Origin of the sequence: Nitratireductor aquibiodomus NL21 = JCM 21793 (assembly GCF_000615975.1) — a bacterium.
Classification (GTDB): Bacteria; Pseudomonadota; Alphaproteobacteria; order Rhizobiales; family Rhizobiaceae; genus Nitratireductor; species Nitratireductor aquibiodomus.
On the sequence record NZ_BAMP01000060.1, the window covers coordinates 1 to 19820 of the forward strand.

Below are 19820 nucleotides of genomic sequence, written 5' to 3' on the forward strand. Positions count from 1 at the left end.
GCTGATCGTGCCGATCGCCATGGAAGAGAAGCTGCGCTTCGCTATCCGTGAAGGCGGCCGCACCGTCGGTGCCGGCATCGTCGCATCGATCACTGAGTAAGAACGGCAACCTTCCGGCGCGGCGCGGTTACCCGCGTCGCAGCGGAACAAGGAAGTGACACATGAACGGACAGAATATCCGTATCCGCCTCAAGGCGTTTGATCATCGCGTTCTTGATGCCTCGACGCGGGAAATCGTGTCTACGGCGAAACGCACGGGCGCGAACGTGCGCGGCCCGGTGCCGCTGCCCACGCGCATCGAGAAATTTACTGTGAACCGGTCTCCTCACATCGACAAGAAGAGCCGCGAACAGTTCGAGATGCGCACCCACAAGCGGCTGCTCGACATTGTCGATCCGACGCCGCAGACGGTCGATGCGCTGATGAAGCTCGACCTCGCTGCCGGTGTGGATGTCGAGATCAAGCTCTAGGGCGCAAGACAGAAAGTCAGGAACCCGAGCCTCTATCCGTGACAGCGGACGAGGGGCTGGGAACCCCGAAAGGAAATCGAACCGATGCGTTCAGGTGTTATCGCACAAAAAATCGGTATGACACGCGTCTACAACGAAGCGGGTGAGCATGTGCCCGTGACGGTTCTGCGCATGGAGAACTGTCAGGTCGTTGCGCAGCGTACCGAGGAAAAGAACGGCTACACGGCTGTTCAGCTTGGCGTTGGACTGGCCAAGGTGAAGAACACGTCGAAAGCGCTGCGCGGCCATTTCGCGACCGCTTCCGTCGAGCCAAAGGCCAAGGTGGCCGAATTCCGTGTGTCGCCCGACAATCTTCTGGATGTCGGCGCTGAGATCACGGTCGAGCATTTCGTCCCCGGCCAGAAGGTCGACGTGACGGGCACCTCGATTGGTAAGGGCTTCCAGGGTGTCATGAAGCGCCACAATTTCGGTGGCGGTCGTGCAACCCATGGTAACTCGGTTTCGCACCGCTCGCATGGTTCGACCGGTCAGCGCCAGGACCCCGGCAAGGTGTTCAAGGGCAAGAAGATGGCCGGTCATATGGGCGCGCACCGCGTGACCACGCAGAACCTGGAGATCGTCTCTACCGATACCGAGCGTGGCCTTATCCTGGTTCGCGGCGCGGTTCCCGGTTCCAAGGGCGCCTGGATCACGGTTCGTGATGCCGTCAAGGCTCCGCTGCCAGACAACGTGCCAATGCCGGCCGCTATCCGTAGCAATGGCGCGGCAAAGGCTGAAGAAGCTGCCGCCACCGAGGGGGCTGAATAATGGACATTAAAGTTACGACCCTCGCAGGCAAGGATGCCGGGAAGCTGAAGATCTCCGATGAGATTTTCGGACTCGATCCCCGCGAAGACATCCTGCACCGCGTCGTGCGCTGGCAGCTTGCCAAGAAGCAGCAGGGCACGCACAAGACCAAGGGACGCTCCGAAATCTCGCGTACCGGTGCGAAGATGTACCGTCAGAAGGGTACGGGCCGCGCCCGCCACTCGTCTGCCCGCGTGCCGCAGTTCCGCGGCGGTGGCCGTGCTCATGGCCCGGTCGTTCGCGACCACAGCCACGATCTTCCCAAGAAGGTTCGTGCGCTCGGTCTGAAGCACGCCCTGTCGGCGAAGGCGAAAGACTCCAGCCTGATCATCATTGATGATCTGGCGCTGGCTGATGGCAAGACGAAGTCCCTGGTGGACAGCTTTGCCAAGCTCGGCCTGAGCAACGCTCTGCTGATCGGCGGCGCGGAAGTCGATGCCGGCTTCAAGCGTGCTGCTCAAAACATCGCCAACATCGACGTTCTGCCGGTGCAGGGCATCAATGTTTACGACATTCTGCGCCGCGGCACGCTGGTCCTTTCCAAGGCCGCCGTCGAGGCCCTTGAGGAGCGTTTCAAATGACGGAGCTTCGCCACTATGACGTGATCGTCAGCCCGGCGATCACCGAGAAATCGACCATGGCGTCGGAAAACAACCAGGTGGTCTTCAATGTGGACCGCAAGGCGACGAAGCCGGAAATCAAGGCTGCAGTCGAGGCGCTCTTTGGCGTCAAGGTTACCGGTGTCAACACGCTTGTTCGCAAGGGCAAGGTGAAGCGTTTTCGCGGAACGATTGGCCGCCAGAGCGACGTGAAAAAAGCGATCGTCACGCTGGCTGAAGGTCATTCCATCGACATCGCGACTGGCCTCTAATCGGGCGGCGAGGAAGAGACAATGGCACTTAAGAAGTATAAACCGGTAACCCCAGGCCAGCGCCAGCTGGTCATCGTTGACCGCTCCGGCCTTCACAAGGGCAAGCCCGTGAAGGGTCTGACGCAGGGTCTGACGGGCAAGGGCGGCCGCAACAACACGGGTCGTATCACCGCTCGCTTTCAGGGCGGTGGTCATAAGCGCACCTACCGTCTGATCGACTTCAAGCGTCGCAAGCTTGACGTGTCTGCAACGGTCGAGCGCATCGAATACGACCCGAACCGCACCGCGTTCATCGCGCTGGTTCGTTATGAGGACGGCGAGCTGTCCTACATTCTGGCACCGCAGCGTCTGGCTGCCGGCGACAAGGTCATCGCCAGCGACAAGCCGGTCGACGTGAAGCCGGGCAATGCGATGCCGCTTTCGGCAATGCCGATTGGCACGATTGTGCACAATGTCGAGATGAAGCCCGAGAAGGGCGGTCAGATCGCTCGGTCTGCCGGTGCTTACGTCCAGCTCGTCGGCCGTGATCAGGGCATGGCGATCCTGCGTCTCAACTCCGGCGAACAGCGCCTCGTTTCGGGTCGCTGCTTTGCAACGGTTGGCGCCGTTTCGAACCCGGACCACGGCAATGTGAGCCTGGGCAAGGCCGGCCGCAAGCGCTGGATGGGCAAGCGCCCGCACAACCGCGGCGTCGTCATGAACCCGGTCGATCACCCCCATGGTGGTGGTGAAGGCCGTACCTCCGGCGGTCGTCACCCGGTGTCGCCCTGGGGCAAACCCACAAAGGGCATGAAGACCCGGTCGAACAAGTCGACCGACAAGTTCATCATGCGCTCGCGCCACAAGCGCAAGAGCTAAGGAAAGGTAGCGGCAAGTGTCCCGTTCAGTCTGGAAAGGCCCCTTCGTCGACGGCTATCTCCTGAAGAAGGCCGAGAAGGTGCGCGAGAGCGGCCGTAACGAGGTTATCAAGATGTGGAGCCGCCGCTCCACCATCCTGCCCCAGTTCGTGGGTTTGACCTTCGGTGTTTACAACGGCCAGAAACACATTCCCGTCTCCGTCTCCGAGGAGATGGTCGGTCACAAGTTTGGTGAGTTTGCTCCGACCCGCACCTATTACGGCCATGGGGCGGACAAGAAGGCAAAGAGGAAATAACGATGGGCAAGGCCAAAGCGCCGCGCAGGCTTGCTGACAATGAGGCCCGTGCCGTATTGCGCACGATCCGCGTCAGCCCGCAGAAGCTGAACCTCGTTGCCGCGATGATCCGCGGCAAGAAGGTGGCGACCGCGCTCGCCGACCTGGAGTTCTCGCGCAAGCGGATCGCCGAGACCGTCAAGAAGACGCTCGAATCGGCAATCGCGAATGCGGAGAACAATCACGACCTGGACGTGGATGCGCTGGTCGTGGCCGAAGCCCATGTCGGCAAGTCGATCGTGATGAAGCGGTTCCATGCGCGTGGCCGTGGCCGCGCCAGCCGCATCGAGAAGCCGTTCTCGCACCTGACGATCGTCGTGCGCGAAGTGGAAGAGAAAGTGGAGGCCGCCTGATGGGTCAGAAAATCAATCCGATCGGGTTCCGTCTCGGTATCAACCGCACGTGGGACTCCCGCTGGTACGCCAATGACGGCGAATACGGCGATCTGCTGCACGAGGATTTCAAGATCCGCAACTACATCGAGAAGGAGCTGAAGCAGGCTGCCATCTCGAAGGTTGTGATCGAGCGTCCGCACAAGAAGTGCCGCGTCACCATCCACTCCGCACGCCCCGGCCTGATCATCGGCAAAAAGGGTGCGGACATCGAGAAGCTGCGTCGCAAGGTCTCGCAGATGACGAATGCGGAAACGCATTTGAACATCGTCGAGGTCCGCAAGCCGGAAATCGACGCTGCGCTGATCGCGCAGTCGATTGCCCAGCAGCTCGAGCGCCGTGTCGCGTTCCGCCGCGCCATGAAGCGTGCCGTTCAGTCGGCCATGCGTCTTGGTGCCGAGGGCATCCGCATCAACTGCGCGGGTCGTCTTGGCGGTGCGGAAATCGCCCGTATGGAATGGTACCGTGAAGGCCGTGTTCCGCTGCACACGCTGCGCGCCGATGTCGACTATGGCACGGCCGAAGCAAAGACCGCTTACGGTATTTGCGGCGTCAAGGTCTGGGTGTTCAAGGGCGAGATCCTCGAACATGACCCGATGGCTTCCGAGCGCCGCGCCACCGAGGGTGACCAGGGCGGCAGCAGCAACCGGCGTCGTGAGAACGCTTAGGAATTTTGGAGTAGAGAACGATGCTGCAACCAAAGCGCACAAAGTTCCGCAAGCAGTTCAAGGGCCGTATTCACGGCGCTGCCAAGGGCGGCACGGAACTCAACTTCGGGTCCTTCGGTTTGAAGGCGCTCGAGCCGGAGCGCGTTACCGCGCGCCAGATTGAAGCGGCCCGCCGCGCGATCACCCGTTATATGAAGCGTCAGGGTCGTGTGTGGATCCGCATTTTCCCGGACCTCCCGGTCACCTCAAAGCCGACCGAAGTCCGCATGGGTAAGGGCAAGGGCTCCGTTGACTATTGGGCCTGCCGTGTTAAGCCCGGCCGCGTCATGTTCGAGATCGACGGTGTCGGTGCAGACATTGCGCGTGAAGCGCTGCGTCTGGGTGCTGCGAAGCTGCCGGTCAAGACGCGCTTCGTGCAGCGTATTGCAGAGTAGGAAAGGCGGACGCTATGAAGGCTGTTGATGTCAGGGCGATGACGCCGGACCAGCTCACCGACGAGCTGACGAAACTCAAGAAAGAGCAGTTCAATCTTCGCTTCCAGAAAGCGACGGGACAGCTCGAGAAAACCGCGCGCGTGAAAGAAATCCGTAGGGATATTGCGCGCATTAAGACAATCGCGGCCGAGAAGTCGGCCGGTAGCAAGGCCTGAGGACAGCGAACATGCCAAAGCGCGTTTTGCAGGGCACCGTGGTGAGCGACAAGAACGACAAGACGGTTGTCGTCCGTGTCGAGCGTCGCTTTACCCATCCGATGATGAAAAAGACGGTGCGTATGTCCAAGAAATACAAGGCACACGACGAAGAGAACGCGTGCAAGGTCGGTGATCTGGTGACGATCCAGGAAACCGCGCCGATTTCGAAGGACAAGAATTGGGTCGTCCTTAAAGACGCCCAGGCACAATAAGTATTGAAATTGCCGGAAAGCGGAGTATCTGAACCGCTTTCCATTGAACGAGAAGGCGGCCAGTCATGATTCAGATGCAAACAAACCTCGATGTGGCGGACAATTCCGGCGCCCGTCGTGTCATGTGCATCAAGGTGCTTGGCGGTTCGAAGCGGAAGTATGCCTCCGTGGGCGACATCATTGTCGTCTCCGTGAAAGAGGCGATCCCGCGCGGCCGCGTGAAGAAGGGCGACGTGATGAAGGCGGTTGTTGTGCGCACGGCGAAAGACATTCGCCGCGCTGACGGCAGCGTCATCCGTTTCGACAAGAACGCAGCCGTTCTCGTCGACAACAAGAAAGAGCCCGTCGGCACGCGTATTTTCGGACCGGTTCCGCGCGAACTCCGCGCCAAAAACCACATGAAAATCATTTCGCTCGCGCCGGAAGTGCTCTAGGAGGCCGGGGATATGCAGAAGATTAAAAAAGGCGACAATGTCGTCGTTCTCGCCGGCAAGGACAAGGGCCGTACCGGCGAAGTGGTGAAGGTGATGCCGAAGGAAGACAAGGCGCTCGTGCGCGGAGTCAACCTGGTTCGCCGCCATCAGAAGCAGTCCGCCCAGGCAGAGGGCGGCATCATTACGAAGGAAGCGCCAATCCACCTGTCGAACCTGGCGCTGGCTGATCCGAAGGACGGCAAGCCGACCCGCGTTGGCTTCAAGGTCCAGGAAGACGGCAAGAAGGTGCGCGTGGCGAAGCGCTCTGGAGAATTGATCGATGGCTAATGCTCAGTACCAGCCGCGCTGGAAGAAGAAGTATGACGAGGTGATCCGCAAGGAGCTCCTCGATACCTTCAAATATGACAATGCGATGCAGGTGCCGCGCATCGACAAGATCGTCATCAACATGGGTGTTGGTGAGGCGACGGGCGATTCCAAGAAGCCGACATCGGCTGCCGAGGACCTCGCAAGGATCGCCGGTCAGAAGCCGGTCATCACCCGTGCTTCGAAGTCGATCGCCGGCTTCAAGGTGCGCGAGGGCATGCCGCTCGGTGCCAAGGTGACGCTCCGCAAAGACCGCATGTATGAATTTCTGGACCGCCTCGTGACGATCGCGCTTCCGCGCGTCCGCGACTTTCGCGGCCTGAACCCGAAGAGCTTTGACGGACGTGGCAACTTCGCCATGGGCCTGAAGGAGCATATCGTGTTCCCCGAGATCAACTACGATCAGGTCGATCAGATCTGGGGAATGGACATCATCGTTTGTACGACTGCAAAGACCGACGACGAAGCGCGGGCCCTGCTCAAGGCCTTCAACTTCCCGTTCCGGCAGTAACGGCAGGCGAGAAGAAGGACACTTTAAATGGCAAAAGTCAGCGCAGTCGAAAAGAACAAGCGTCGGCGCAAGATGGTCGATCGCTATGCTGCCAAGCGTGCAGAGCTCAAGGCGATCGTCAAGGATCAGTCGAAGCCCATCGAGGAGCGCTTCCAGGCGCAGCTCAAGCTTGCTGCTCTCCCGCGCAACTCGTCCAAGACGCGTATCCGCAATCGTTGCGATGTGACCGGACGTCCGCGTGCGTACTACCGCAAGCTGAAGATGTCGCGCGTCGCGCTGCGTGAACTGGGCAATAACGGGCTCATCCCGGGCCTGGTCAAGTCGAGCTGGTAAGGGGTAAGAACGATGTCCGTGAATGATCCGCTCGGCGATATGCTGACCCGTATCCGCAACGCCATCGGCCGCAACAAGCCGAAGGTGTCTACCCCGGCTTCGCGTCTGCGCGCCCGTGTGCTCGATGTTCTGAAGTCCGAAGGCTATATCCGCGATTATAGCCAGATCGACTATGACAACGGCAAGTCCGAGATCGAAATCGAGCTCAAATATGCCGAAGGTGGCTCCGTCATCCGCGAGATCGCGCGTGTTTCGAAGCCGGGCCGTCGCGTATATGTGTCGGTGAAATCCATCCCGCAGGTCGCCAACGGTCTCGGTATCGCCATCCTTTCGACGCCCAAGGGCGTGATGGCCGATCATGAGGCGCGCGAACAGAATGTGGGTGGCGAGGTGCTCTGCCAGATCTTCTGATCCGGCAGACAGCGCACGCAAAGAACGAGGGCAGACAAATGTCTCGCATTGGCAAAAAGCCGGTCCCGGTTCCGCAGGGCGTCACCGCTCAGGTCGAGGGCCAGACCGTGACGGCCAAGGGGCCGAAGGGTGAGCTGAAGTTCGTCGTCAACGACGAGGTTCTGGTGAAGCTCGAGAATGACGCTATCGCTGTTGACCCGCGCGACCAGTCCAAGGACGCACGCTCCAAGTGGGGTATGTCGCGCACGCAGATCGCCAACATTCTTCAGGGTGTGAAGGATGGTTTCGAGAAGCGTCTTGAGATTAACGGCGTTGGTTATCGTGCCGCGATGCAGGGTAAAAACCTGCAGCTTTCGCTTGGCTACAGCCACGAAGTGATTTACGAGGCTCCGGAAGGAATCAGCATCAGCTGCCCGAAGCCGACGGAAATCGTGATCGCCGGCATCGACAAGCAGGTGGTTGGTCAGGTTGCGGCCGAGATTCGCAAGAAGCGTGGCCCCGAGCCGTATAAGGGCAAGGGCGTCAAATATGCGGACGAGACGATCGTTCGCAAAGAAGGCAAGAAGAAGTAGGAACTCGAACCATGGTCTCGAAAGTCTCCGTCAAGCGGCGTGCGGGACGTGTTCGCCGGAAGATCAAGGCGGTCTCCAATGGCCAGCCCCGTCTTTCGGTCTACCGTTCCTCCAAGAACATCTATGTCCAGGTTATCGACGACGCCAAGGGCCACACGCTCGCGGCCGCGTCGACCCTCGACAAGGATCTCAAGGGCCAGATCAAGACCGGTGCCGATTCCGCTGCTGCTGCAGCCGTTGGCAAGCTGGTTGCCGAGAGGGCCAAGAAGGCAGGCGTAGAGGAAGTGGTCTTCGACCGTGGTCCTTACCTCTTCCACGGTCGCGTCAAGGCACTTGCCGACGCAGCCCGCGAAGGTGGCCTGAAGTTCTAAACCGTTCGGGCGTTCCCTGAAAGGAGCGCCCGGATCATCATTATCAACCCCGTGCTTCCGGAAAAGAACAAGGAAAAGGCAATGGCACAAGGACGTAGGGACGATCGCCGCGAGCGCGAAGAGCGCGACAGCGAATTCGTCGACAAGCTTGTACATATCAATCGCGTCGCCAAGGTGGTGAAGGGCGGCCGTCGTTTCGGCTTCGCCGCACTCGTCGTGGTCGGCGATCAGAAGGGTCGCGTCGGCTTCGGTCACGGCAAGGCACGCGAAGTGCCGGAGGCCATCCGCAAGGCCACCGAGAGCGCCAAGCGCGACATGGTTTTCGTTCCGCTGCGTGGCGGCCGTACGCTGCATCACGACGTTTCGGGACGTCATGGCGCCGGCCGTGTTCTCCTGCGTGCTGCAAAGCCCGGTACCGGCATCATCGCCGGTGGCCCGATGCGCGCCGTTTTCGAGACGCTCGGCGTTCAGGACGTGGTGGCGAAGTCGCTCGGCTCCTCGAACCCCTACAACATGGTTCGTGCCACTTTCGATGCCCTGAAGCATCAGTTGCATCCCAAGGACGTTGCTGCACAGCGCGGCATTAAATATTCCACGCTCCAGGCGCGCCGCGGCGCTGCTGCAGGCGGCGAGGAATAAGGATCACGGCAGATCGGCCCGTCTCTCTGACGGGCTTTGATCGCCAGGTTTGCAAGGATTGATGAACATGGCAGAGAAAAAGAAGGGCAAGACGGTCACCGTTGAACAGATCGGCAGCCCGATCCGCCGCCCGGCCAGCCAGCGCCAGACGCTGATCGGCCTTGGTTTGAACAAGATGCACCGCCGTTCCACGCTTGAGGACACCCCGTCCGTGCGCGGCATGATCGCGTCGGTGCAGCATCTCGTCCGCGTCGTGGACGAGGCCTGAGGATCCCAGGAGCGATATTATGAAACTGAATGAACTCAGGGATAATGAAGGCGCCACCAAGTCGCGCAAGCGTGTTGGTCGTGGCATTGGCTCCGGTACCGGCAAGACCGGCGGCCGCGGCGTGAAGGGTCAGAAGTCACGCTCGGGCGTGTCCATCAACGGCTTCGAGGGTGGTCAGATGCCGCTCTACCGCCGTCTGCCCAAGCGCGGCTTCAAGAACATCTTCGGCAATGACTTCAATGAAGTCTCGCTTGGACGTATCCAGGCTGCCATTGATGCGAAGAAGCTTGACGGCAAGGCCGTTATCGATGTGGCTGCACTGGTTTCTGCAGGCGTTCTGCGCCGCGCAAAGGACGGTGTTCGCGTACTCAGCGACGGGGACCTGAAGACAAAGGTCACGCTCGAAGTTGCCGGTGCCTCCAAGGCTGCCGTCGAGAAGATCGAGAAGGCCGGCGGAACGGTCAAACTGCTTGAAGCAGCGGTCAAGGCCGAGTAATCCGATCCACAGGCGGCGGGCGATTGTCCGCCGCTTGCATCTATGCCTGTCAGACCCTATTTCGGGTTTTCGACAACGTGTGCCCGTATCGATTCGATAATCTGCGGGGGCATGACGAAGCGGAGAATTCTTCATGGCATCGGCAGCGGAACAGCTTGCGTCCAACCTCAATTTCGCGGCCTTCGCGAAGGCCGAGGATCTCAAGAAACGCATCTGGTTCACGCTCGGCGCGTTGCTGGTTTACCGGCTCGGAACCTATATCCCGATGCCGGGCATCAACCCTGATGCCTTTGCGCAGGCCTTCCAGCAGCAGTCTGGCGGCGTCCTGGGCATGTTCAACATGTTTGCCGGCGGCGCGGTCGAGCGCATGGCCATCTTCGCGCTCGGCATTATGCCGTATATTTCCGCCTCCATCATCATGCAGCTCATGACGTCGGTCGTGCCGTCGCTCGAGCAGCTGAAGAAGGAAGGCGAGCAAGGCCGCAAGGTCATCAACCAGTACACGCGTTACGGCACGGTCATTCTTGCGACGGTTCAGGCTTATGGCATTGCCGTGGGTCTGGAGGGCGGCGCGAATATCGTTGCCGATCCGGGCTGGTTCTTCCGCATTTCCGCCGTCATCACGCTTGTCGGCGGCACCATGTTCCTGATGTGGCTCGGTGAGCAGATCACCGCTCGCGGCATCGGCAACGGCATTTCGCTCATCATTTTCTCGGGTATCGTGGCTGGTCTTCCGTCCGCCATTGGCGGCACGCTGGAGCTTGGCCGCACGGGCGCTCTGTCCACCGGACTGATCCTGGCAATCATCGTGCTGGTGGTTGCGGTGATTGGCGTGATCGTGTTCTTCGAGCGGGCCCAGCGCCGTCTTCTGATCCAGTATCCGAAGCGTCAGGTGGGCAACCGCATGTTCCAGGGCGATACCTCGCACCTGCCGCTCAAGCTCAACACCGCCGGTGTGATCCCGCCGATTTTCGCATCGTCGCTGCTCCTCCTGCCAGCGACTGTGGCGGGCTTCTCCGATACCACGCAGCTGCCCGGCTGGGCGTCTACCATGCTGGCCTCGCTTGGCCACGGCCAGCCGCTGTTCATGTTCCTTTACGCTGCGCTCATTGCATTCTTCGCGTTTTTCTACACGGCCATCGTGTTCAACCCGAAGGACACGGCCGATCAGTTGAAGAAGCATTCCGGCTTCATTCCGGGCTATCGTCCTGGCGAGCGCACGGCAGAGTACATTGACTATGTTCTGACGCGCATCACGGTGATCGGTGCAATCTATCTTGTTCTGATCTGTCTGCTGCCCGAGTTCCTGATTTCGGCGACCGGCGTTCCCTTCTATCTCGGCGGCACATCGCTGCTGATCGTGGTGAGCGTCACGCTCGACACGGTTGCGCAGATGCAGGGTCACCTCATTGCCCATCAGTATGAGGGGCTGATCAAGAAATCCAAATTGCGTGGGGGTAAGAGGGGACGATGAGGCTTATACTTCTTGGACCGCCGGGGGCGGGCAAGGGCACGCAGGCCCAGCGGCTGGTCGAGAAGCACGGTGTTCCGCAGCTCTCCACTGGTGATATGTTGCGGGCCGCAGTTGCGGCTGGGACGGAAGTAGGAAGGCGCGCGAAGGCTGTCATGGACGCCGGCGAGCTGGTGTCCGATGAAATCGTTAACGCGATTGTTGCCGAACGTATCGATCAGCCGACTGTGCGAACGGTTTTATTCTCGACGGATATCCGCGCACTCTTGCGCAGGCTGATGCTGTTGAGGCGATGCTGGCCGAGCGCGAGGTCAAGCTTGACGCGACCATTGAGCTTGTTGTCGATGACGCGGCTCTGGTAGGGCGCATCGAAAAGCGCGCTCAGGATGCGATCGCTGCCGGTCAGACACCGCGCAAGGATGATAATGCCGCAGTCTTCGACGAGCGGCTGCGCGAATATTACAAGAAGACCGCAGCGCTGATCGGCTACTACCATGCCAAGGGGTTTCTGCGGCGCGTCGATGGAATGAAGTCCATCGACGAGGTGACGGCTGAGATCGAGCAGGTCCTCGCGTCACTTTGAGCCGGTGCATTCTCCGGCGGTGCTTGACTGTGTGGCGTTTATCGATTAATGCCACTCGGTCTCCTGATCGAACGAGTCGTTGGTCGGGCCGTCAGGCTCGGCCTTCTTGTTTGTAGGAACAATCATCTCCCGCAAGGGCCGGCCTCCACCGGACGCGGGCAAACGAAGCGCCGGGAAACCGGCTCACATGGAGAAGAAGATGGCCCGTATTGCAGGCGTCAATATTCCGACCAACAAGCGCGTCGTGATCGCGCTCCAGTATATTCACGGCATTGGTCCGAAGACCGCCGGGGATATCGTCAAGCAGGTCAACATTCCGCTGGAGCGCCGCGTCAGCGAGCTCACAGATGCCGAGATCCTCGCCATCCGCGAAACGATCGACCGCGATCTGCGCGTTGAGGGTGATCTTCGCCGCGAAGTTTCGATGAACATCAAGCGTCTGATGGACCTGGGCTGCTACCGTGGCCTGCGTCACCGTCGTTCGCTTCCGGTTCGCGGTCAGCGCACGCACACCAATGCGCGCACCCGCAAGGGCCCTGCCAAGCAATCGCCGGCAAGAAGAAGTAATTTGGGTTGGCCGCGCTTCCAGGAAGCGCGGCTTTTCTCAGGTGGAGCCGCTGGTGCTACGGCGGTGTAGAGATCGACTGAAAGGAAAAGTATGGCCAAGGAAGCCGCACGCGTTCGTCGTCGCGAACGTAAGAACATCTCGTCGGGTGTTGCTCACGTCAATTCGAGCTTCAACAACACGATGATCACCATCACTGACGCACAGGGCAACGCGATTGCCTGGTCGTCTGCCGGCGCGCAGGGCTTCAAGGGCTCGCGTAAGTCCACGCCTTTCGCCGCACAGGTTGCTGCCGAGGATTGCGCCCGCAAGGCTGCCGAGCACGGCATGCGCACGCTTGAGGTTGAGGTTTCCGGTCCGGGTTCGGGTCGTGAGTCCGCGCTTCGCGCATTGCAGGCCGCCGGCTTCACCATTACCTCGATCCGTGATGTGACGCCGATCCCGCACAATGGCTGCCGCCCGCGCAAGAAGCGCCGCGTCTAACCAGAGTTTTGTCGCCGCATGAGCGCTACGGCGCTCCTCTACGGTTTCCAGAGCGCCCGTCACGAATGGATGGTGGCGGGGTAACGGAAGGAACCCGGAATGATCCAGAAGAACTGGCAAGAGCTTATCAAGCCGAACAAGGTCGAGTTTTCGTCCAAGGGCCGCACCGTCACCACGCTGGTGGCCGAGCCTCTTGAGCGTGGCTTCGGTCTGACGCTCGGCAATGCACTGCGTCGTGTGCTCCTGTCGTCGCTTCGCGGCGCGGCCGTGACCGCGGTGCAGATCGACGGCGTGCTGCACGAATTCTCGTCGATCCCCGGCGTGCGTGAAGATGTGACGGACATCGTCCTGAACATCAAGGAAATCGCGCTCTCCATGGAAGGCGAAGGCCCCAAGCGCATGGTTGTGCGCAAGCAGGGACCCGGCGCCGTGACGGCTGGCGACATCCAGACCGTGGGCGATGTGGAAGTTCTTAACCCCGACCATGTGCTCTGCACGCTGGACGAGGGTGCGGAAATCCGCATGGAGTTCACCGTCGACAATGGCAAGGGCTATGTCCCGGCTGACCGCAACCGTGCAGAAGATGCGCCGATCGGGCTTATCCCGGTCGACAGCCTCTACTCGCCGGTCAAGAAGGTCTCCTACAAGGTCGAAAACACCCGCGAGGGCCAGGTTCTCGACTACGACAAGCTGACCATGACCCTTGAGACCAACGGTTCGGTGACGGGCGAGGACGCGGTGGCTTTTGCCGCGCGCATCCTGCAGGACCAGCTTGCGCTGTTCGTCAACTTCGAAGAGCCGCAGAAGGAGCAGCCCGCCGAGCAGGTGGCCGAGCTCGCTTTCAACCCGGCGCTTCTCAAGAAGGTGGACGAGCTGGAGCTTTCGGTTCGCTCTGCAAACTGCCTGAAAAACGACAACATCGTTTACATCGGCGACCTGATCCAGAAGACGGAAGCCGAGATGCTGCGCACGCCGAATTTCGGCCGCAAGTCGCTCAACGAAATCAAGGAAGTGCTGGCCTCGATGGGGCTCCACCTCGGCATGGAAGTCGAGGATTGGCCGCCGGAAAACATCGAAGAACTCGCCAAGCGTTACGAAGACCAATACTAGGCCCGTAGAGCCCGCCAAGTCCGGGCGACGGGGATTGAAGGAGAAAGGCCATGCGTCACGGAAAATCCGGCCGCAAGCTGAACAGGACGGCAAGCCACCGCAAGGCGCTCTTTGCCAACATGGCGGCTTCGCTGATCGAACACGAACAGATCGTCACCACTCTGCCGAAGGCGAAGGAACTTCGCCCGATCGTGGAAAAGCTGGTGACGCTCGGCAAGCGCGGCGACCTGCACGCCCGTCGTCAGGCCATCTCGGCCATCCGCGACGAGAGCCTTGTCAAGCGCCTGTTCGACACGCTCGCTCCGCGCTACGCAGAGCGCAATGGCGGCTACACCCGCATCATGAAGGCCGGCTTCCGCCACGGCGACAATGCGCCGATGGCCGTCATTGAGTTCGTTGACCGCGATGTCGAGGCGAAGGGTGCTGCCGACCGTGCGCGTCTCGAAGCCGAGGGCGGCAACGAAGAGGCCGAAGCCGCATAATTTTGCGCGCCTTGAGCACACTTGAAAAAAGGGGCTTCGCGGCCCCTTTTTTGTTGCGCAAAATCGCGGCTTTGACGGGCTCGCGCCTTTCAATATGCACAATGCTCTGAGAAAACCGGCTTGGGTCTTCACACGATCACCTGCATTCTCCCAAAACGGATAGAGGCAAGGCATATGCGGATGCGTTCTGTTTTCTCAAGGGTAGCTCTTCTTGTGTTTGCTGCTGTGGTTGTCGCCACTGGTTCGGTTCTTGCACAGGAAGGCGGGAGCGGGACTGCGGGGATTTCTCTCTGATCTTCTGAAAGGAGACGGGCAGAAGCAGCTTGTCGCGCCGCAGCGCGATGCGGCAGAACGTCGTGTGCCGTTCGGGCAGGGGGAGCTTCAGCTTTCCTTCGCACCGCTCGTGAAGGAAACATCGCCGGCCGTGGTGAATGTCTATGCCTCGTCGACCGTTCAGGTGCGCTCGCCCTTCATGGGCGACCCCTTCTTCGAGCAGTTTTTCGGGCGTCCGCAAATGCCGCCCCGTGTACGCTCTTCACTCGGTTCCGGCGTGCTTGTCGATCCGAGCGGTGTGATCGTCACCAACAACCACGTCATCAGCGATGCCGACGAGGTGAAGATTGCACTGGCGGATGGGCGTGAATTCGAGAGCGAGATACTGCTGAAGGACAAGGCTCTTGATTTGGCAGTGTTGAAGATCTCTGGCGATGACGCGTTTCCCGCTGTCGGACTGGGCAACTCAGACAGTCTCGAAGTGGGCGATCTGGTGCTTGCCATCGGCAATCCGTTCGGCGTGGGCCAGACCACAACGAGTGGCATCGTTTCAGCACTCGCGCGCAGCCATGTCGGTGTGTCGGATTTCGGTTTCTTCATCCAGACGGATGCGGCGATCAATCCGGGCAATTCCGGCGGTGCGCTGATCGACATGCGCGGGCAGGTAATCGGCATCAACACGGCCATTGTCAGCCGCAGCGGCGGCTCCATCGGCATTGGGTTCGCCATTCCCGCCAACATGGTGCGGGCGGTGGTCAATGCCGCGCTTTCCGGCGCCGATACGTTCGAACGGCCGTTTTTCGGCGCTTCGTTTGACCCGGTAACCGCTCAGATCGCCGAGGCACTGGGCATGGAGCGTCCCGTTGGAGCTCTCGTGCGCGAGATTGCGCCCGATAGTCCTGCCGAGCGTGCCGGCCTGCGCCCGGGTGACGCGGTGGTGGCCATGGACGGCGCAGACATTCAGCATCCCGATGCGCTCGAATATCGCCTTGTTACGCATCCGCTCGAAGAGACGGGCGTGATCAGGGTGCTGCGCGACGGGACGACGCTCGAGTTGAGCTTTGAACTCGAAAGGCTCTCCGATGGTGAGGAGGCGAAGCCTGTCACGCTGGACGGGCGCGGCCCATTTGCCGGTGCTGCGATCGCCACGCTCGCTCCGCGCCTGGCCCAGCGCCTAAAGCTGCCTTTGAACAAGAAAGGCGTCGTTGTGCTGGAGGTCGACCGGCGCTCGCCCGCAGCCAGTGTGGGTCTGCGGCCGGGTGACATCATCCGCGAGGTCAACGGCATCGAAATCGAGGACAGCGAAACGATGCAGGTCATGGCCCGGGATACCGGGCGCCGCTGGGACTTTGCCGTTGAGCGGGATGGACGCATATTGCGTCAACGTCTGCGCTTTTGAGTTTGGATTCGATGAATGACCGATGAGTGATCTGTTCGCCACCGCCGAAGATAGCGGCTCGAATGTGAGCCGTCCGCTTGCCGACCGGCTGCGCCCGAAAAAGCTCGATGAAGTGGTGGGGCAGGAGCATCTGACCGGTGATGACGGTGTGCTTACCCGCATGATCGCGAGCCGCTCACTCGGCTCGCTCATCTTCTGGGGGCCGCCCGGCACCGGCAAGACCACGGTTGCTCGTCTCCTTGCCGGTGAGACAGAGCTGGCCTTTGAGCAGATATCGGCGATTTTCTCAGGCGTTGCCGATCTCAAAAAGGTTTTCGAGGCAGCGCGGCTCCGGCGCAGCCAGGGCAGGCAGACGCTGCTCTTCGTGGATGAAATCCATCGTTTCAACCGCTCACAGCAGGATTCCTTCCTGCCGGTGATGGAAGACGGCACCGTGGTTCTCGTCGGGGCGACGACTGAAAACCCATCCTTTGAGCTCAACGCTGCGCTTCTGTCGCGTGCGCGTGTGCTCAACTTCAACACGCTTGGACCAGAAAGCCTCATGCGGCTTCTTGAGCGTGCGGAGGCACTGGAAGAAAAGCCCCTGCCGCTGGACGAGGAAGCGCGGGCCGTGCTTGTGCGCATGGCTGATGGTGATGGACGCGCCTCTCTGACCCTTGCCGAAGAGGTCTGGCGCGCCGCCCGCGAAGGCGAGGTGTTCGATGCCGAGGGGCTGCAGCGTGTCGCCCAACGCCGCGCGCCTGTCTATGACAAGGGCCAGGATGGGCACTATAATCTCATCTCGGCGCTGCATAAATCCGTGCGCGGTTCCGATCCCGATGCCGCGCTTTATTATCTGTGCCGCATGTTCGATGCGGGCGAGCACCCGCTCTACATCGGGCGCCGGCTTGTGCGCATGGCCGTGGAAGACATCGGCCTTGCCGACCCGCAGGCTCTTGGCATCGCCAATGCAGCCAAGGATGCCTACGAATATCTCGGTTCACCGGAAGGGGAACTGGCCCTCGCGCAGGCCTGCGTCTATCTGGCGACCGCGCCCAAGTCGAACGGCGTTTACACGGCCTTCAAGCAGGCCTTTGCCGATGCAAAGGCAAATGGGTCCCTGCTGCCGCCCAAGCACATCCTCAACGCACCAACCAAGCTCATGAAGGAGACCGGCTACGGTGCCGGTTATGCCTATGATCACGACCAGCCGGACGCGTTCTCCGGGCAAAACTACTTTCCTGAAGAGATGGGGCGCCGGCACTACTACGATCCGCCCGAACGGGGTTTTGAACGCGAGATTCGCAAGCGGCTCGACTATTGGACGCGGCTGCGCAAAGAGCGGGGAGAGCCGTGATGTCGAGGGTTGTTGATTTTTGCGCAGCTTCTGCGAAAAGGGCGCCATGAACCATCTGCTGATCGTTGCCGCCGGAGGGGCAATCGGCGCGAGCCTGAGACACCTGACCGGCCTTGCTGCCATGCGCCTTCTGGGGATCGGCTTTCCGTGGGGAACGCTGACGGTCAATCTCGTCGGGTCTTTCATCATGGGCGTGTTTGTCGAATGGCTGGCCCGGCGCGCGGGGCTACGCCGGAGTTGAGGCTTTTCGCGGCAACGGGGCTGCTTGGCGGGTTCACGACCTTCTCCGCCTTTTCGCTCGATGTTGCCGTTTTATGGGAAAGGGGCGAGGGCCTGTTGGCCGCGTCCTATGTACTTGTCAGCGTTTGCGGTGCGATTGCAGCGCTGTTCGCCGGCCTTTATCTGGTTCGGCATTTCGCCTGAGGCGATGTTTTTAATGGATGGGTGAAATGGCCGGCGTACAGCAGATCGAAGTGGACAAGGACGAGAGCGGAATGCGGCTGGACCGGTGGTTCAAGGCCCATTTTCCCGGTCTCGGCTTCGGACATTTGCAGAAGCTTCTGCGCTCCGGGCAGATTCGTGTGAGCGGCAGCCGTGCCAAGGCCGATACTCGGCTTGAGCCCGGGCAGATGGTGCGCGTGCCGCCGCTCGATGTGGATCGCAAAGGGGACGGGCAGGCGACAGCGCACAGCCTGCGCAACACCGGCGATGGCGAAGCGCTGATGCAGATGCTGCTCTACGAAGACCCGAAAGTTTTCGTCTTCAACAAGCCGGCCGGTCTTGCCGTGCAGGGCGGCTCCGGTGTGAACCGGCACGTCGACGGTATGCTGGAAGCCCTGCGCAACAAGAAGGGTGAAAAGCCGCGCCTGGTGCATCGCCTCGACCGCGATACGTCGGGTGTCCTCGTGGTGGCGCGCACCCGTCAGGCGGCCATGCGGCTTGCCGAAGCGTTTCGCGCGCGCGACACGAAAAAGACCTACTGGGCACTGGTGAAGGGTGTTCCAAACAGGGACGAGGCGCGCATATCCACCTGGCTTGCCAAGGAGCAGACGCCAGACGGAGACCGGATGCGCGTGGTCAAGCATGGCGAGCCCGATTCCGATCATGCGGTTTCAAATTACCGGGTGGTGGAGCGGGCGGGTTCCGCTCTCTCCTGGCTCGAGATGGAACCCTACACAGGGCGCACCCACCAGCTTCGCGTTCATGCTGCCTATATCGGATGCCCGATCATCGGCGATCCGAAATATTTCGAAGCGGATCAGAACTGGGAGTTTCCAGGAGGGATCCAGAAGCGGCTTCATCTGCATGCACGCCGCATCGTTATCCCGCATCCGGGTGGGGGCAAGATCGACGTGACTGCCCCGCTGCCGCCGCATATGCGCCAGAGCTGGAATCTTCTTGGCTTTGACGAAGCCTCCGCCGAGGATGTTGCATGACCACGCTTTCCGCCGACGCCACCTCAACCAGGCGTGATGCGATCGACGCCTTCGCTACCATTGTCATGCTTGGGCTGACCCTGACATGGGGCGTCAACCAGGTGGCGATCAAGCTGGCCAATATCGGCTTCAACCCGATGCTGTCCATGGTTCTGCGCTCGGCGGTGGCCACTCTGCTCGTCTTCCTTTGGTGCCGATACAGGGGCATTCGCCTGTTCGAGCGCGATGGCACGCTCTGGCCCGGGATTCTGGCGGGTCTCCTGTTCGGTCTGGAGTTCATTCTGGTCTTCTTCGGCCTCGATTACACATCGGCGGCACGCGGTGCCCTGATGCTCAACACGATGCCATTCTGGGTGCTCGTCGGCGGCCACTTCTTCCTTGGGGAGAAGATGTCAGCGCTCAGGTTCGGCGGGCTTCTGCTTGCTTTTGCCGGAGTGGTTCTTGTCTTCTCCGATAATCTCAGCCTGCCGGGACCGGATGCACTTTTCGGCGATGTCTTATGTCTTGTCGCAGGCATTGCCTGGGCTGCAACCATTGTCGTCATCAAGCAGTCCAACCTGTCGAACGCAGGTGCGGAAAAGACGCTGCTTTATCAGCTCTCCGTTTCCGCGCTGCTTGCGATCCCCTTCATTCCCTTTGGAGGGCCGCTCTTGCGTGAAGTCAGCACCCTGGCGACGGGCGCGCTGGTGTTCCAGGCAGTGTTTGTCGTCTCGTTCACGTATCTTGTCTGGTTCTGGCTGATGCGGCGCTACCCGGCGTCGGGGCTATCGAGTTTCACCTTTCTCACGCCTGTTTTCGGCGTTCTGTCGGGAGGTCTCCTCCTGGGCGAACCCCTGACACTCAAAATCCTTCTGGCGCTTTGCCTGATCGTACTCGGACTTACCGTTGTCAATCGGCCTCGCCGCCGGGTGATTCCGGGTTAGCCAAATTGCAAACACA

The 19820-nt window shown here is 60.6% G+C and carries 30 protein-coding genes and 3 pseudogenes; all 33 read left to right on the plus strand.

Features of this window, described 5'->3' with window-relative positions; translation table 11 throughout:
* Positions 1 to 100 (plus strand): EF-Tu C-terminal domain-related protein (locus tag JCM21793_RS28820; protein WP_502685580.1); only part of this gene is annotated, 100 nt, incomplete at its 5' end.
* A 61-nt stretch (positions 101 to 161) separates the two neighbouring features.
* Positions 162 to 470 (plus strand): 30S ribosomal protein S10, encoded by a 309-nt coding sequence (gene rpsJ, locus JCM21793_RS15465; RefSeq protein ID WP_007009511.1) that lies wholly within the window; start codon positions 162 to 164, stop codon positions 468 to 470.
* Between the two features lie 84 nt (positions 471 to 554).
* Positions 555 to 1277 carry a 50S ribosomal protein L3 gene (gene rplC / locus JCM21793_RS15470; protein WP_007009512.1) on the plus strand — a complete coding sequence of 241 codons (723 nt, stop codon included), beginning with the start codon at positions 555 to 557 and terminating at the stop codon, positions 1275 to 1277.
* On the plus strand, positions 1277 to 1897 hold the full coding sequence (gene rplD / locus JCM21793_RS15475) for a 50S ribosomal protein L4 (protein WP_007009513.1): 621 nt from the start codon (positions 1277 to 1279) through the stop codon (positions 1895 to 1897). The genes rplC and rplD overlap by 1 nt, the downstream gene beginning before the upstream one ends.
* The gene (locus JCM21793_RS15480; protein WP_007009515.1) at positions 1894 to 2187 is read left to right on the plus strand and encodes a 50S ribosomal protein L23; all 294 of its coding nucleotides are present in this window, start codon (positions 1894 to 1896) and stop codon (positions 2185 to 2187) included. Before rplD ends, JCM21793_RS15480 begins: the two co-directional genes overlap by 4 nt.
* Positions 2188 to 2208: 21 nt before the next feature.
* Positions 2209 to 3045, plus strand: coding sequence for a 50S ribosomal protein L2 (gene rplB, locus JCM21793_RS15485; RefSeq protein ID WP_007009516.1), 837 nt, complete (start codon positions 2209 to 2211; stop codon positions 3043 to 3045).
* 16 nt (positions 3046 to 3061) lie between these two features.
* Positions 3062 to 3340: a 30S ribosomal protein S19 gene (gene rpsS, locus JCM21793_RS15490; RefSeq protein WP_007009517.1), complete on the plus strand. Its 279-nt coding sequence runs from the start codon at positions 3062 to 3064 to the stop codon at positions 3338 to 3340.
* A gap of 2 nt (positions 3341 to 3342) precedes the next feature.
* Entirely contained in the window at positions 3343 to 3732 is a 390-nt protein-coding gene (rplV, locus tag JCM21793_RS15495) for a 50S ribosomal protein L22 (RefSeq protein WP_007009518.1), read from the plus strand.
* Positions 3732 to 4439 (plus strand): 30S ribosomal protein S3, encoded by a 708-nt coding sequence (gene rpsC, locus JCM21793_RS15500; RefSeq protein WP_007009519.1) that lies wholly within the window; start codon positions 3732 to 3734, stop codon positions 4437 to 4439. Before rplV ends, rpsC begins: the two co-directional genes overlap by 1 nt.
* Before the next feature lie 20 nt (positions 4440 to 4459).
* Positions 4460 to 4873, plus strand: a complete 414-nt coding sequence (rplP, locus tag JCM21793_RS15505) for a 50S ribosomal protein L16 (protein WP_007009520.1) — start codon at positions 4460 to 4462, stop codon at positions 4871 to 4873.
* A 14-nt stretch (positions 4874 to 4887) separates the two neighbouring features.
* Positions 4888 to 5088 (plus strand): 50S ribosomal protein L29, encoded by a 201-nt coding sequence (gene rpmC, locus JCM21793_RS15510; protein WP_007009521.1) that lies wholly within the window; start codon positions 4888 to 4890, stop codon positions 5086 to 5088.
* An 11-nt stretch (positions 5089 to 5099) separates the two neighbouring features.
* Complete coding sequence (gene rpsQ / locus JCM21793_RS15515; protein WP_007009522.1) at positions 5100 to 5342, plus strand: 30S ribosomal protein S17; 243 nt, start codon at positions 5100 to 5102, stop codon at positions 5340 to 5342.
* A gap of 65 nt (positions 5343 to 5407) precedes the next feature.
* Positions 5408 to 5776 (plus strand): 50S ribosomal protein L14, encoded by a 369-nt coding sequence (rplN, locus tag JCM21793_RS15520; protein ID WP_007009523.1) that lies wholly within the window; start codon positions 5408 to 5410, stop codon positions 5774 to 5776.
* Between the two features lie 12 nt (positions 5777 to 5788).
* Complete coding sequence (rplX, locus tag JCM21793_RS15525) at positions 5789 to 6103, plus strand: 50S ribosomal protein L24 (protein WP_007009524.1); 315 nt, start codon at positions 5789 to 5791, stop codon at positions 6101 to 6103.
* Positions 6096 to 6653, plus strand: a complete 558-nt coding sequence (gene rplE, locus JCM21793_RS15530) for a 50S ribosomal protein L5 (RefSeq protein WP_007009525.1) — start codon at positions 6096 to 6098, stop codon at positions 6651 to 6653. The genes rplX and rplE overlap by 8 nt, the downstream gene beginning before the upstream one ends.
* Before the next feature lie 27 nt (positions 6654 to 6680).
* Entirely contained in the window at positions 6681 to 6986 is a 306-nt protein-coding gene (gene rpsN / locus JCM21793_RS15535) for a 30S ribosomal protein S14 (protein ID WP_007009526.1), read from the plus strand.
* Positions 6987 to 6998: 12 nt separating this feature from the next.
* On the plus strand, positions 6999 to 7397 hold the full coding sequence (gene rpsH, locus JCM21793_RS15540) for a 30S ribosomal protein S8 (RefSeq protein ID WP_025030949.1): 399 nt from the start codon (positions 6999 to 7001) through the stop codon (positions 7395 to 7397).
* 38 nt (positions 7398 to 7435) lie between these two features.
* Complete coding sequence (gene rplF, locus JCM21793_RS15545) at positions 7436 to 7969, plus strand: 50S ribosomal protein L6 (protein ID WP_007009529.1); 534 nt, start codon at positions 7436 to 7438, stop codon at positions 7967 to 7969.
* An 11-nt stretch (positions 7970 to 7980) separates the two neighbouring features.
* Entirely contained in the window at positions 7981 to 8340 is a 360-nt protein-coding gene (gene rplR, locus JCM21793_RS15550) for a 50S ribosomal protein L18 (RefSeq protein ID WP_007009530.1), read from the plus strand.
* Between the two features lie 81 nt (positions 8341 to 8421).
* A complete protein-coding gene (rpsE, locus tag JCM21793_RS15555; RefSeq protein WP_007009531.1) occupies positions 8422 to 8979 on the plus strand; it encodes a 30S ribosomal protein S5 in 558 nt (185 codons plus the stop codon).
* Positions 8980 to 9046: 67 nt separating this feature from the next.
* Entirely contained in the window at positions 9047 to 9247 is a 201-nt protein-coding gene (gene rpmD / locus JCM21793_RS15560) for a 50S ribosomal protein L30 (protein ID WP_007009532.1), read from the plus strand.
* A gap of 19 nt (positions 9248 to 9266) precedes the next feature.
* The gene (rplO, locus tag JCM21793_RS15565) at positions 9267 to 9743 is read left to right on the plus strand and encodes a 50S ribosomal protein L15 (RefSeq protein WP_025030950.1); all 477 of its coding nucleotides are present in this window, start codon (positions 9267 to 9269) and stop codon (positions 9741 to 9743) included.
* Between the two features lie 133 nt (positions 9744 to 9876).
* A complete protein-coding gene (gene secY, locus JCM21793_RS15570) occupies positions 9877 to 11217 on the plus strand; it encodes a preprotein translocase subunit SecY (RefSeq protein ID WP_025030951.1) in 1341 nt (446 codons plus the stop codon).
* Positions 11214 to 11797: pseudogene (locus tag JCM21793_RS26355) on the plus strand (adenylate kinase). The gene secY and the pseudogene JCM21793_RS26355 overlap by 4 nt, the downstream one beginning before the upstream one ends.
* Before the next feature lie 199 nt (positions 11798 to 11996).
* Positions 11997 to 12364: pseudogene (gene rpsM, locus JCM21793_RS15585) on the plus strand (30S ribosomal protein S13).
* A 91-nt stretch (positions 12365 to 12455) separates the two neighbouring features.
* On the plus strand, positions 12456 to 12845 hold the full coding sequence (gene rpsK, locus JCM21793_RS15590; RefSeq protein WP_007009537.1) for a 30S ribosomal protein S11: 390 nt from the start codon (positions 12456 to 12458) through the stop codon (positions 12843 to 12845).
* A gap of 99 nt (positions 12846 to 12944) precedes the next feature.
* Positions 12945 to 13955 carry a DNA-directed RNA polymerase subunit alpha gene (locus tag JCM21793_RS15595; RefSeq protein WP_007009538.1) on the plus strand — a complete coding sequence of 337 codons (1011 nt, stop codon included), beginning with the start codon at positions 12945 to 12947 and terminating at the stop codon, positions 13953 to 13955.
* A gap of 50 nt (positions 13956 to 14005) precedes the next feature.
* Positions 14006 to 14437 carry a 50S ribosomal protein L17 gene (gene rplQ, locus JCM21793_RS15600; RefSeq protein WP_007009539.1) on the plus strand — a complete coding sequence of 144 codons (432 nt, stop codon included), beginning with the start codon at positions 14006 to 14008 and terminating at the stop codon, positions 14435 to 14437.
* A gap of 250 nt (positions 14438 to 14687) precedes the next feature.
* Positions 14688 to 16109, plus strand: coding sequence for a DegQ family serine endoprotease (locus JCM21793_RS26360; protein ID WP_370671656.1), 1422 nt, complete (start codon positions 14688 to 14690; stop codon positions 16107 to 16109).
* A gap of 22 nt (positions 16110 to 16131) precedes the next feature.
* Positions 16132 to 17445 carry a replication-associated recombination protein A gene (locus tag JCM21793_RS15610; RefSeq protein ID WP_025030953.1) on the plus strand — a complete coding sequence of 438 codons (1314 nt, stop codon included), beginning with the start codon at positions 16132 to 16134 and terminating at the stop codon, positions 17443 to 17445.
* 46 nt (positions 17446 to 17491) lie between these two features.
* Positions 17492 to 17868: pseudogene (gene crcB, locus JCM21793_RS26365) on the plus strand (fluoride efflux transporter CrcB).
* Between the two features lie 26 nt (positions 17869 to 17894).
* The gene (locus JCM21793_RS15620) at positions 17895 to 18881 is read left to right on the plus strand and encodes an RluA family pseudouridine synthase (protein ID WP_025030954.1); all 987 of its coding nucleotides are present in this window, start codon (positions 17895 to 17897) and stop codon (positions 18879 to 18881) included.
* The gene (locus tag JCM21793_RS15625; RefSeq protein WP_025030955.1) at positions 18878 to 19804 is read left to right on the plus strand and encodes a DMT family transporter; all 927 of its coding nucleotides are present in this window, start codon (positions 18878 to 18880) and stop codon (positions 19802 to 19804) included. The genes JCM21793_RS15620 and JCM21793_RS15625 overlap by 4 nt, the downstream gene beginning before the upstream one ends.
* Positions 19805 to 19820 lie beyond the last annotated feature (16 nt).